A 12,557-nucleotide genomic window follows, 5' to 3' on the forward strand; every position below is an offset into this window, starting at 1 on the left:
TAAAGTCAGGTAGGCTGGCGCAGCAGCTGCGCCAGACGATCGCTAAAGGCGGCGGGCGCGGCGCGATGAACGTTATGTCCGGCGCCGGGAAGCGTATGCAGCGGCAGCTGCGCCTCTACCGCCAGCTGTAAAAATTTGCTGTCCCATTCGCCGCACAGGTAGCTGAACGGCACGCGCAGCCGGCGCAGCTCCGGCAGCAGATTGGGCTGATGACTAAGCGAGGTGGCGCTCAGCATCGCCGCCAGCGAGGGGCCGTGGCCGGCGCTGCGCTGCCTTACCAGCTCGCTGCGCTGCTGTTCGGTCAAATCCATAAACAGCGGCTGCCGGTACCAGGCTTCCAGCGTGGTTGTCAGCGGCAGATCGCGAAAGCGCTGAACCCACTGCCGATCGCGCGCCAGCCGCAGCTGACGCTGGCGATGGTCGCACAGGCCGGGGTGTCCCGCTTCGACTACCAGTCCGCACAGGCCCGGTAGCGCCGCGCGACAGGCGTAGTGCATCGCCACGCGCCCGCCGAGCGAATAGCCGATAAGCCAGTAATGATCAATCTGATGATGGCGCAGCGTGGCGCTCAGCTGCGCGTTAAGCGCGTCGAAGCCGCTGACGCGCTGGCTGCGCGAGCCGCCGTGACCGGGCAGATCGATGCTCAGCATCGGCCAGTCGGGAAAAGCCTGCTGCACCGGCAGCCACTCCTCAGCCGAGCCGAGAAAGCCGTGCAGCCAGACCAGCGTCGGCTTGCAGCTGCGGCGATGTCCCTGCCAGCGGGCGTGCAGAATCATAGCTGCGCCCCCATAGTTACCAGCCGCGCAAAGACCTCGGCGCCGCTCTCCGGCGGCACGCTAAACTCCACCAGCGTCGTCCCCGTCCGGCTAAAGCCGTGCTGAACCGCCTCCTGCAGCGCGGCCCAGCTGGAGGCCAGCCGATAATCAAGACCGAACATCTGCGCCGCCGGAGCAAAGTTAACCGCCTGCGGCATGGTAAAAAACGCTTCGCGCCTGTCGGGCGGCGTCGGCAGCAGCGAGAAGATGCGTCCGCCGTTATTATTGACCACCACCAGCACCAGCGGCGCGGTAGTCTGTCGCAGCAGCGCCAGACTGTTGAGATCGTAAAGCGTCGAGATATCGCCCAGCAGCGCCAGCAGCGGCTGCGGACAGGCGCGCTGGATGCCGGCCAGCGTCGCAATCAACCCATCGATGCCGCTGGCGCCGCGGTTGCTGTAGACCGGATAGCCCGCCGGCAGCTGCGCCAGCGCATCCACCAGCCGCACCAGCAGGCTGTTGCCGAGAAACAGCTGCCCATGCGGCGGCAGCAGTTCCGCCAGCCGGTGCGCCATCTGCGCCTCGTCAACTTCAACCACCGCCGCGCCCGCCTGACGCTGCATACGAACGGCCAGCGTCTCCAGCTGCGGCGCCCAGGGCTGCTGCTTCAGCGCCGGATGCGCCCGCAGCCAGGCGCTGACGTCGCAGATAAATCGTCGTCCGGGCTGGTTCGCCGGATCGCGCCGTCCCGGCAGCGGATCGATGAGCCACCACTGCTGCGGACGCGCCCGCTGCTGCCACTGCAGCAGGCGTTTGCCGATCGGGTTAGCGCCAAACTGCACGACCAGCTCCGCCTGGCCCAGCAGCTGCTGCGCCTGCGGGCTGTTCAGCCAGAGATCGGCGCAGGGCAGCGGCTGTCCGGTTTGCGCCTGCACATCCGCCAGCAGCGGCCATCCCTGCTCTGCCGCCCAGCGCGCCACTAATAGGCCCTGTCCGGCCGGCAAACGCCCGGCGACCGCCACGCCGCGCTTTTTGCGCCATTCGGCCCAGTCAGGCTGCGGCGTCGCCGCGCTCGAAGCATGATGGCTGAGCCATGGACGCTGCTGCTGTTGCCATTCATCCAGCGGCGCCAGCCAGTCGCGCCAGGCGTCATCTTCCGGGCCATAGAGCGGCTCGGCAAAAGGACAGTTAATATGCAGCGCGCCCGTCTGGGCGGCGGCGATCGCTTCGTCCAGCGTGGCGGCCAGCCAGCGCGCGTCGATTTCCGGCGTCGGACGCGGCAAATCGCAGCGGCGGGCGAAATGGGAAAATATTCCCGGCTGGATAATCGCCTGGTTGGCGCCGCAGTTAATCAGCTCCGGCGGACGATCGGCGCTCAGCACAATCAGCCGCTCGCCGGTAAGCTGCGCTTCAATCACCGCCGGCAGCAGGTTGGCGACCGCGGTGCCGGAGGTGACAATCAGCGCCACCGGCGCGTTTAACCCTTTCGCCATGCCGAGCGCAAAAAACCCCAGGCCGCGTTCGTCAAAATGGGTGTGACAGGTCAGAGCGGGCTGCCCGGCGGCGGCCAGCGTTAACGGCGCGGAGCGAGAGCCTGGCGCGATGCAAATATGGCGCACCTGGTGGCGCGTCAGCACGGTGATAATCAGCTCCGCCCAGCGGCGGTTGAAGCTACTGACGGACATAGTCCTCTCCCAATAGGTTAACGGCGTCTCGCATCGGATTGTCTCAGGCGCAAAGCGTCGGGGTAGTCAATCGGCCGGGGCGGCGGCGGCAGGCAGCGGCGTCTGGGCTTTTCTCTGGTCCGCCGGCGCCGGGGCGGCAACCGGCAGCAGCGCCGCCAGCGCCGCCATTTTGTTTTCCGTTTCCTGCCACTCCAGCAGCGGATCGGAGCCGGCGACGATGCCGGCGCCGCCATACAGCCGCACCCGTTCGCCGCTTAGCCAGGCGCAGCGCAGCGTGACGCAAAATTCGCTTTTCTGGCGGGAAATAAAGCCCAGCGAACCGGCATACCAGTCGCGGCTTAGCCGTTCATGACGCTGCAGAAAGGCGCGCGCCGCCGCGCGCGGCAATCCCGCTACCGCCGCGGTGGGTTGTAAACGCTGCAGGCAGAGCGCGTCGCTGCGGCTGCGCAGCTCGCCGTGAATGCGCCGCCGCAGATGCTGCAAATTGCGCAGGCGCACCAGCTCGACCGGCATCACCTCCAGCCCGCTGACCATGCGCCGCAGCCGCTGGCAGATATCCTCCACCACCAGGCCGTTTTCCCGCAGATTTTTCCGATCCTGCAGCAGCCACTGCGCCTGCTGCTGCGCCACGGCGGGCTGACTATCGCAGCCGACGGTGCCCGCCAGCGCTTCGGTCAGCAGCTCGTTCTGCTGACGCAGCCAGAGCCGCTCCGGGCTGGCGCAAACCAGCGCGCTTTCGTTATCAGGGCGCAGCATAACCTGGTAACAGCGCGGGTTAACGCGGCGGCTGGCCGCCAGCAGCGCCTCCGGCGGCAGCGGACGATCCCAGAACAGATCGGCGCTGCGCGCCAGCACCACTTTTTCCAGCACGCCGCTGGCGATGGTCGCCAGCGCGGTTTCCACCCGCTGATGCCACTCCGCCTGTTCCGGCTGGCAAACGCGCCGCTGTAAGTTTGCGGCAAGCGGCGGCAGCGGCTGCGGCGGCTGCAGCTGACGCAGAAAGCGCGCGGCAAGCTGGGCGTCTTCACGCAGGCTGCGCTCGCTGTAGAGAAACAGCGTCAGCCGGTCGCCGCGGCGATCGCGACGCCACATCAGGCGCGGCAGAAAGAAAAAGCTGTTGGCCGCCTCAAAGCGGTTGCCGCCCCAGATACGCCAGTTGGCCGGCAGACGGCGACAGGCCTGCTCAGCCTGATACAGCGTTTGATAACGTGCGATAGCGCCGCAGAGCGCCACCTGCTCATGACCTGAACGATGCTGCCACCAGAACTGCGGGCGCTGTGGCTGGGCGCTGAGCCAGGCAAGAGAATCGCCGGCGGCATCAAGGGGAACGGTAAGCGCGCGGCAGCCCGCTTCGTCGCTGTTAACGTCAGCCAGCTGGGCCAGCAATGCAGCGTAAGCGGCAGAGAGCGAATACACAGAACCTCCTAAGTAAAAAGAGGTAATTAGTGTAAGAGGGTCGTCAGGGTGGAATGTTGATGCAGAACAGTTTGACTAATGTTTTGCCGCGCATTCAGCTGGATGTTTATCCAGCCTGCGCTAAAGATGCGCGCTTATCACGCAGCCGGCCGGCGACGGGAGACGTGCCGCCCGGCTGCGCGCCGCAGGGATTAACGTCGCGCCAGCAGCAGGCCGAGGATCAGACCGGCGGTAGCGCCGATGCCGATACCCTGCCACGGCTTTTCATGCACGTAGTCATCCGCACGGCAGGCCGCCTGCTTCGCCCGATAATAGTAGGAGTCGGACGCCATGCTGACGCGCTGTTTAACGTCATGCAGCGCCTGCTCCGCTCTGGCCTTCAGCTCGATATATTTTTTATCGGCCGGATCGCCGGAGGATTTCAGCACCTCTTCCAGCGTTTCGGTTAGCAGCGTCAGATCGTCATCCAGCCGCGTTTCCTGCGGTTCGCCGCTAAGCAGCGGATCTTCCGTCAGCAACGGATCGCGTTTGTTTTGCGGGTCAGTGGTTTCAGCCATTTTCTTCCTCCGTGTAAAACATATGCATGTTCACTAACTATAGACAGTTTTCCGCCGCGCGCGCGTTCGCATCGCCAGCAATTACCTGAAGGTAACGGAGTAAAATCCATAGTTTTATTTGATTAATCTGATAAGTTTTGCAGGTACTGAATTTTTACCGCTCCCGCCTGTCGTAGCTGACGGTAACCCCGGCCCCGCCGTGGTAAGCGGGCGCGACCACTACAAACTCGTTCAGCACAAGGGAATCGTTTCTGGCATGAACCGAAGAATGTTTATGAAAACGTCAATGGCATTCGCTGCGGTCAGCGGCATGTCCGGCGTATCCACGCTATTTGCGCCATCCGCCTGGGCAGAAGATGGCATCGCCGACGGCGCTGCGACGCGCTTCGACTTTGAGGTGCTGAAGAAAAAAGCCGCCGACATGGCGCAGAAACCCTGGGGCGGCGCGCCCGGTCCGCTGCCTGATACGCTGGCGACCATGACGCCGCAGGCCTATAACGCTATCCAGTACGACGCCGGCCATTCGCTGTGGAACGATATCGATAACCGCCAGCTGGACGTGCAGTTTTTCCACGTCGGCATGGGTTTTAAACGCCGCATCCGCATGTTCAGCGTCGATGCCGCCAGCCGCGAAGCGCGCGAAATTCACTTCCGCCCGGAGCTGTTTAACTACCATAACGCCAGCGTCGATACCCAACAGCTGGCAGGCAAAACCGATCTCGGCTTCGCCGGCTTCCGCGCGTTTAAACAGCCGGAGCTGGCGCGACGCGATATTGTCTCTTTCCTTGGCGCCAGCTATTTCCGCGCGGTGGATGAAACTTATCAGTATGGCCTGTCGGCGCGCGGCGTGGCGGTAAACACCTTCAGCAGCGGCCAGGAGGAGTTTCCTGATTTTGTCGCCTTCTGGTTTGAGACGCCCAGGGCGGATGACACCACCTTCACCGTTTATGCCCTGCTTGACGGCAGCAGCCTGTCGGGCGCCTATAAATTTGTGATTCACTGTGAGCCGAAGCGGGTAGTGATGGAGGTGGAAAACCATCTTTATGCGCGTAAAGCTATTCGCCAGCTCGGCATCGCGCCCATGACCAGCATGTTCAGCTGCGGCAACAGCGAGCGGCGGATGTGCAATACCTATCATCCGCAGATTCATGACTCTGACCGGCTGGCGATGTGGACCGGCAAGGGCGAATGGATTGCGCGCCCGCTGAATAACCCGCGCAAGCTGCAGTTTAACGCCTATGAGGATGAGAACCCGCGCGGCTTTGGTCTGCTGCAGCTCAATCATAATTTTGAAGACTATCAGGATGTTATCGGCTGGTATGACAAAAGGCCCAGCCTGTGGGTCGAGCCGGTGGGCGACTGGGGCAAAGGCGCCATCAACCTGATGGAGATCCCTACCACCGGCGAAACGCTGGATAACGTGGTCTGCTTCTGGCAGCCGCAGCAGCCGATGCGCGCGGGCGATGCGCGCGCTTTTCAGTACAAACTCTACTGGAGCGGCCTGCCGCCGGTACGCAGCGAGCTGGCGCGCGTTGAGGCTACCCGCTCCGGCATCGGCGGTTTTCCGGAGGGCTGGGCGCCGGGCGAACATTTCCCGGAAGTCTGGTGCCGCCGCTTCGCCGTGGACTTTGTCGGCGGCGATCTGAAAGCCGCCGCGTCAAAGGGCATCGAGCCGGTTATTACCGTCTCTGCCGGCACCATTAAGCAGGTGGAGATTCTGTATGTGGAGCCGCTGAACGGCTATCGCATTCTGTTTGACTGGTATCCCACTAGCGACGCCGTCGATCCGGTGGAGATGCGCATGTTCCTGCGCACCAGTGAGGAGACGCTGAGCGAAACCTGGCTTTATCAGTATTTCCCGCCGCCGCCGGATCAGCGCAAATATGTGGATGATCGCCAGATGACGGCAGGCTAATCACAGCGGCGAGATAATCTCGCCGTTTTTATTGCGCGCCCGACGGCGTTATCGGGCGCAGGCGCGTAATGACTTTTATACTGAACTCCGGATACGTTTCATAACATAGCAAAAGGAAAGGATAAATGAGCGATAACAAGCAGTTCGTCACGCTGGTCGGCAGCCTGCGTAAGGGATCGTTTAACGCAGCGGTGGCGCATACGCTGCCGGAGCTGGCGCCGGCAAACGTCACCATTACTCACCTTGGCTCGCCCGGCGATTTTCCGCATTACAACGCTGACGTGCAGGAACAGGGCTTTCCGGCTCCGGTGCTGGCGATGGCTGAAGCGATTGCGCAGGCGGACGGCGTCATTATCGTTACGCCGGAATATAACTATTCGGTGCCGGGAGTGCTGAAAAACGCGCTCGACTGGCTGTCGCGCGTCTCTCCGAACCCGCTTGCCGCTAAGCCGGTGCTGATTCAGAGCGCCTCGCCGGGCAATATCGGCGGCGCTCGCGCCCAGTATCATCTGCGTCAGATTCTGGTGTTTTTCGACGCGCGCGTGATGAATAAACCGGAAGCGATGATTGGACAGGTCAGCGACAAAGTGCAGGAAAATAGCCTGGTAGATGAAGCCACCCGCACTTTTCTCAGCAAACAGCTGCAGGCGTTTGCCGATTTTAGCCGCCAGGCCAAAGGCTGAGCAGCAGGCTCCGCCCGCGCCGCCGTTATCGCCGGCTATTTCACCATCGCGATATGCGGAATATTGTCCTCAAGATAGATATCGCCGACCGGCTTAAAACCGAGGCGCATATAAAAAGCCTGCAAATGTGCCTGCGCGGAGAGCGCCTGCTGACGATCGGGCCAGTTTTGCTGGCAGCTTACCATCACCTGCTCCATCAGCCGGTAGCCGAGGCGCAGGCCGCGCGCCTCGCTGGTAACGATCACCCGACCGATAGTCACCGGGCCGTTATCATCTACCGGCGCCAGCAGCCGCGCGCAGGTCAGCAGCCGCCCTTCGCCAAGCGCAAAGATATGCCGGTTATCACGCGCTAAATCCTGGCCGTCGATATCCTCATAGGCGCACTGCTGTTCAACGATAAAAACGCGGTTGCGCAGCGCCAGAATGTCATACAGCTGATGCACGCTCAGCTCGCTGTGATGCAGATCATACCAGGTTAATTCCACTCTCATCCCTCCGCAAACTATGTCTCCGCCTCAGGCGCGCCGCCGTTTCTGTTGATTAGGTCGGGCAGCGTCAGCTTATATCAGCGCAAGCTAAACGGCGCGCCAGAACTCAGCTGCGCCAGAGCGGAAACGGACTACGCTCGCCGCAGCTGTATTATTAAATCACGACTCACGGCGCGGCGTAAGCACGGACGCGCAAAGGCGTCCTGCGTTTAGTGCGTTTATTTGCGCGATGGCCGGCAGAGCGCGGCGTCAGGCCAGGAAAATATTTATCCGTCAGAAACTGTTGTTTTATCCGCCGCCTTTCTCCCCCTGACACCCAAACCGGCCAGTCAAACTTAAGCTGCTGTTATTACGCAGATTTATAAAGTATGACTGATTAAGATTATCTTTATCGGCAGGCCGCCAGGCTAATTTAGCTGCCGTTATCAATATCAGATCAATATCCCAGAACATCTTTTCAAAATAAATAAAAATCAGGTTTATAAATTTAATTAAGCAATAAACGGCGTCACCCGCCCGATATTAATGCGCTTTCGTTTAGCGCGCCGACATAATTCCGGGAATATCAGCACCACGGCGAAACGCACGCCTCTTTTAAAGCGGTAGCATAGCGAAAAGCGGGCCGGCAATATTTTCTCACTTTTTAACGCTCAAACGCGTGGGGGCGCTATTTACGGCCTGCGCCGTCATCGTCGGGCTGCTCGCCCAGACCACGACGCAGGCCGCCTGATGACTACCATAAGGAGAAACTAATGAAACCATTATTTTGCGCCGCAGCGCTGCTGGCGGGCGTTACTCTCAGCGCCCACGCTCAGGCGACGATATGGAACGCGGTGGTTTCCCCGACGCCGCAGCCAGGGGAGTATGCCACTATCGCTCAGGCGCTGGCGGCGGCGCCGACAAGCGGTACGCCGTGGCGCATCCTGATAAAATCCGGGCGCTGGCAGGAACGGCTGGTGGTTGACAGGCCGGTAACGCTGGTCGGACAGTCGCGTGAGGAGACGCAGATTGAAGCCAGTACGCCCGCCGGAGCGCTGGACAGCAGCGGCGCGAAGCTGGGCACTTCGCGCACCAGCACCGTTGAGATACGCGCCAGCGGCGTGACGCTGGAAAACCTGACCATCCGCAACAGCTTCGATTTTCCGGCCAATGCGGCCCTGCCCGCAGACCATCCGCATAAGCTGAAGGATACCCAGGCGGTGGCGCTGATGGTGGCGGAAAACACCGACAGGGCCCGCTTTCGTCAGGTGACGCTGGAAGGCTTTCAGGATACTTTTTACAGCAAAAGCGGCAGCCGCAGCTACTTTACCGACTGCCGGATAAGCGGCCACGTCGACTTTATCTTCGGCGCCGGCATCGCCGTATTCGATCGCTGCGACATCGTAGCGCGCGGACGCAGCGATATCACGCCGCCGCTTGGCTATATCACCGCGCCCTCCACCCCCTCGACGCAACGGTACGGGCTGATCTTCTTTAACAGCAGGCTGAGCAAAGAGGCTGGCGTGCCGGCGAAGAGTTTTGCGCTGGGGCGTCCCTGGCATCCTACAACCCAGTTTGACGACGGACGCTACGCCGATCCGAACGCTATTGGTCTGGCGGCCTTTATCAACTGCGAAATCGACGACCATATCTACGGCTGGGACAAGATGTCCGGCAAGAACCGGGCTGGAGAAAAGCAGTGGTTTTATCCTGAAGAGAGCCGTTTTTGGGAGTTCGCCAACCGCGGGCCGGGCGCCGGACAAGGCGGCGAACGCTATCAGCTTACTGAAGCGGCAGCGCAGCAGTACAACCTACAGGCCATTTTCGCCGGCTGGGAACCGCAGCGGTTAAAATAAGGCGCGCTTTTGCTTTTAGCGCTCGCGGCACGCTGCGGGCGCCTGCTGACGGCCAAATGAAAACACCGCGGACAAAAAAAAGCCCCGTATCGCTACGGGGCCTGCATGCTGTTTCTGCGTTACATCAGCGGCTGCGCCAGCTGAACCAGGCTAATCAGCGGCTGCGGATAGATACCCAACAGCAGTACCAGAATCGCCGAAATCAGCACCACCACGCCGCCGGCGGTAAAGCCCCAGTTAGCGGGCGTATCGCGGTTGTGCAGCTCAGGCGGGCTGAGGTAGAGGCTGACGGTAACGCGCAGATAGTAGTAGAGGCCGATGGCGCTGCCTAATACTACCGCGCCGGTCAGCCACCACAGCGAGGCGTTAACGCCCAGCGCGATAACGTAGAACTTACCGATAAAGCCCAGCGTCAGCGGAATACCCGCCAGCGACAGCATCATCACCGTCATCACCGCCGACAGCACCGGACGATGCCAGAACAGGCCGCGATAGGAATAGAGCGAATCGGCATCCGGGCCGCGGTACGGGCTGGACATCAGGCTGACCACGCCGAATGCGCCGATGCTGCTGAACAGGTAGCCCGCCAGATAGACGCCTGCGGTTTCCAGCGACATCTGATGTGACTGCACCGCAATCAGCGCCACCAGCAGATAGCCGAGGTGGGAGATAGAGGAGTAGCCCAACAGACGCTTGATATTGCTCTGGCTAATCGCCAGCAGGTTGCCAAACAGAATGGAAACCACGGCGATAATCGACAATACGCTGCGCACCGCTTCGCTGTCGGTAGCCGGCGCATACATAAACAGACGCATCAGCGCACCGAAGATAGCGATTTTACTGGCGGTGGCGAGGAAGGTGGAAACCGGCGCGGGCGCGCCCTGATAAACATCCGGCGTCCAGAGATGGAACGGCACCAGCGACAGTTTGAAGCCGAGGCCGATAATCATCATTCCCAGCCCTACCAGCAGCATCGGCTGATGCAGCATATTGTCGGTCAGGCTTTTCCCGAAGCCGACAAAGCTCAGACTGCCGGAATCGGCGTAGACCAGCGCAATGCCAAACAGCAGGAACGACGAAGCCGCCGCCGACAGAATGGTATATTTCAGCGCCGCTTCCAGCGAGCGTTTCTGCCGGAAAGCGTAGCCGATCAGACCAAACAGCGGCAGCGACAGCAGCTCAACGCCGATAAACAGCGAGGCCATATGGTTGGCGCTCGCCAGCACTATGCCGCCCAGCGCGGCGATCAGCACCAGCAGATAGAACTCATCGCAGTTGTCGCTGAAGCCCTGCAGCCAGGGATAAGCGAAGGTGCAGGTCGCCAGGCTCGCCAGCATCACCAGGCCGGTATAGAACATTGAGAAACCATCGACGCGCAGCAGCGGCGTGACGTCCATCGGCCCGGCCTGACCAACAAACCAGAGCGAGAGCAGCGCGAGGTTAAGGCCAATTACGGTCAGCGTCGCATTGACAAAATGGTTGCGTCGCCACGCAATGGACAGCATCACAACCACCACCGTCAATCCGACGATCAACAGCGGCAGCAGCGCGATCAGTTGTTGAGGAGTTATTGTCATGGCGAATTACGGCCTTGTAGTTGAAATTGAAGCGGTAAACCACTGCTGGATGTTGCTCATCGCAGCATGTGAGGTGTCCAGAATCGGCTGCGGATAGATCCCCAGCAGCACCAGCAGAACCACCAGCACCATAATCATAATGAACTCACGCGGCGACATGCCGCGCAGCGGCGTCTCCGACTTCGGCGCGCCGTAGTAGGCGCGCTGCATCATGATCAGCGAATAAACAGAGGCGAATACCAGACCGAAGGTAGCGATAACGATAATGGTCGGCACCTCTTTGAAGCTGCCGGTCAGGATCATAAACTCCCCGACGAAGTTACCGGTGCCCGGCATACCAAGGTTCGCCACCGCAAAGAACAGCGACAGGCCCGGAATCCATTTAATGCGCGCCCACAGGCCGCCCATTTGTCGCATATCACGCGTGTGCAGACGCTCGTAAAGCTGGCCGCAGAGAATAAACAGCGCCGCCGCGGAGAGACCGTGCGCGATCATCTGCACTACCGCCCCCTGGAAGGCCAGCTGGCTGCCGGTATAGATGGCGATCAGCACAAAGCCCATATGGGAAATCGAGGTGTAGGCGATCAGACGTTTGATATCGGTCTGCGAGAAAGCCATCCAGGCGCCGTAGAAGATGCCGATAATCCCCAGCCACATGGCGATGGGAGCAAACTCCGCCGAGGCGTTGGGGAACAGCGGCAGGCTGAAGCGCAGCAGACCGTAGGCGGCGGTTTTCAACAGTATGCCCGCAAGGTCGACGGAACCGGCGGTCGGCGCCTGACTGTGCGCGTCCGGCAGCCAGCCGTGCAGCGGCACCACCGGCATTTTTACCGCGAAGGCGATAAAGAAGCCCAGCATCAGCAGATATTCCACCGTATGCGACATCGGCGTGTGCAGCAGCACTTCATAGTTGAAGCTCCAGACGCCGGTTGCGTGATAGTGCACGAATACCAGCCCCAGAATGGCAATCAGCATCACCAGGCCGCTCGCCTGGGTGTAGATGAAGAATTTGGTAGCGGCGGTGATACGCGTTTTACCGTCCGATGCCTTGTGACCCCAGAGCGCGATGAGGAAATACATCGGCACCAGCATCATCTCCCAGAAGAAGAAGAACAGGAACAGGTCGATCGCCAGGAACACGCCGATCACGCCGCCCAGAATCCACATCAGGTTAAGGTGAAAGAAGCCCTGATATTTCTCGATCTCATTCCACGAGCAGAGTACCGCCATCAGCCCCAGCAGGCCGGTCAGCACCACCATCAGCAGCGACAGGCCGTCCAGCGCCAGGTGAAAATCGATGCCGAAGCGCGGGATCCAGGGAACGGAAAACTCAGACTGCCACTGCGGAATGCCTGCGGCCTGGGTCAGTGTATAGCCTCCCTGCAGCCAGAGCTGCAATGAAAGCGCCAGCGTCAGACCCATTGTAATCAGCGCGATCCAGCGCGGCGTTCTGGCACCGAAGCGCTCAGCCAGCCAGCAGAGGAAGCCACCGACAAACGGGATAACAATTAGCCAAGGTAATAACATGGCGGTTACGGTCCCTTTTCTAGTCCTGCATGAGCCGCGGTAGTAGCTACCGATCGCGCCCAACCTCAGGTTTTTTCACAAGCTTATCGGGTGGGAGACGGCAGCACGCCGCCTCCCGC

At 60.9% G+C, this 12,557-nt stretch carries 10 protein-coding genes; 3 read left to right on the forward strand and 7 right to left on the reverse strand.

Annotated features, from left to right (window positions below):
- Positions 1–5: 5 nt before the first annotated feature.
- The 4 genes from menH to elaB form a co-directional block, all read right to left on the reverse strand.
- Positions 6–776 (reverse strand): 2-succinyl-6-hydroxy-2,4-cyclohexadiene-1-carboxylate synthase, encoded by a 771-nt coding sequence (gene menH, locus FKM52_RS08870; protein WP_141175839.1) that lies wholly within the window; start codon positions 774–776, stop codon positions 6–8.
- Positions 773–2,440, reverse strand: a complete 1,668-nt coding sequence (menD, locus tag FKM52_RS08875; RefSeq protein WP_141175840.1) for a 2-succinyl-5-enolpyruvyl-6-hydroxy-3-cyclohexene-1-carboxylic-acid synthase — start codon at positions 2,438–2,440, stop codon at positions 773–775. The genes menH and menD overlap by 4 nt, the downstream gene beginning before the upstream one ends.
- A gap of 66 nt (positions 2,441–2,506) precedes the next feature.
- Entirely contained in the window at positions 2,507–3,856 is a 1,350-nt protein-coding gene (locus FKM52_RS08880; protein ID WP_246085513.1) for an isochorismate synthase, read from the reverse strand.
- Between the two features lie 191 nt (positions 3,857–4,047).
- Positions 4,048–4,413, reverse strand: a complete 366-nt coding sequence (elaB, locus tag FKM52_RS08885; protein WP_141175841.1) for a stress response protein ElaB — start codon at positions 4,411–4,413, stop codon at positions 4,048–4,050.
- 256 nt (positions 4,414–4,669) lie between these two features.
- On the opposite strand from elaB, the gene FKM52_RS08890 reads away from it, so the two are divergent.
- A complete protein-coding gene (locus FKM52_RS08890) occupies positions 4,670–6,328 on the forward strand; it encodes a glucan biosynthesis protein D (protein ID WP_141175842.1) in 1,659 nt (552 codons plus the stop codon).
- 125 nt (positions 6,329–6,453) lie between these two features.
- Positions 6,454–7,011 carry an NADPH-dependent FMN reductase gene (locus FKM52_RS08895; protein ID WP_141175843.1) on the forward strand — a complete coding sequence of 186 codons (558 nt, stop codon included), beginning with the start codon at positions 6,454–6,456 and terminating at the stop codon, positions 7,009–7,011.
- A gap of 35 nt (positions 7,012–7,046) precedes the next feature.
- Here FKM52_RS08895 and FKM52_RS08900 read toward each other — a convergent pair whose 3' ends face one another.
- Positions 7,047–7,502 carry a GNAT family N-acetyltransferase gene (locus FKM52_RS08900; RefSeq protein WP_244316918.1) on the reverse strand — a complete coding sequence of 152 codons (456 nt, stop codon included), beginning with the start codon at positions 7,500–7,502 and terminating at the stop codon, positions 7,047–7,049.
- 749 nt (positions 7,503–8,251) lie between these two features.
- Between FKM52_RS08900 and FKM52_RS08905 the strand changes: the two genes are divergently transcribed.
- Complete coding sequence (locus tag FKM52_RS08905; protein WP_141175844.1) at positions 8,252–9,334, forward strand: pectinesterase family protein; 1,083 nt, start codon at positions 8,252–8,254, stop codon at positions 9,332–9,334.
- Positions 9,335–9,453: 119 nt separating this feature from the next.
- Here the strand turns inward: FKM52_RS08905 and nuoN are convergent, their stop codons facing one another.
- Both nuoN and nuoM read right to left on the reverse strand, forming a co-directional pair.
- The gene (gene nuoN, locus FKM52_RS08910) at positions 9,454–10,911 is read right to left on the reverse strand and encodes an NADH-quinone oxidoreductase subunit NuoN (RefSeq protein ID WP_141175845.1); all 1,458 of its coding nucleotides are present in this window, start codon (positions 10,909–10,911) and stop codon (positions 9,454–9,456) included.
- Between the two features lie 6 nt (positions 10,912–10,917).
- Entirely contained in the window at positions 10,918–12,438 is a 1,521-nt protein-coding gene (gene nuoM, locus FKM52_RS08915; RefSeq protein WP_141175846.1) for an NADH-quinone oxidoreductase subunit M, read from the reverse strand.
- Positions 12,439–12,557 lie beyond the last annotated feature (119 nt).

Origin of the sequence: Mixta tenebrionis, from assembly GCF_006517625.1 — a bacterium.
Lineage (GTDB): Bacteria > Pseudomonadota > Gammaproteobacteria > Enterobacterales > Enterobacteriaceae > Mixta > Mixta tenebrionis.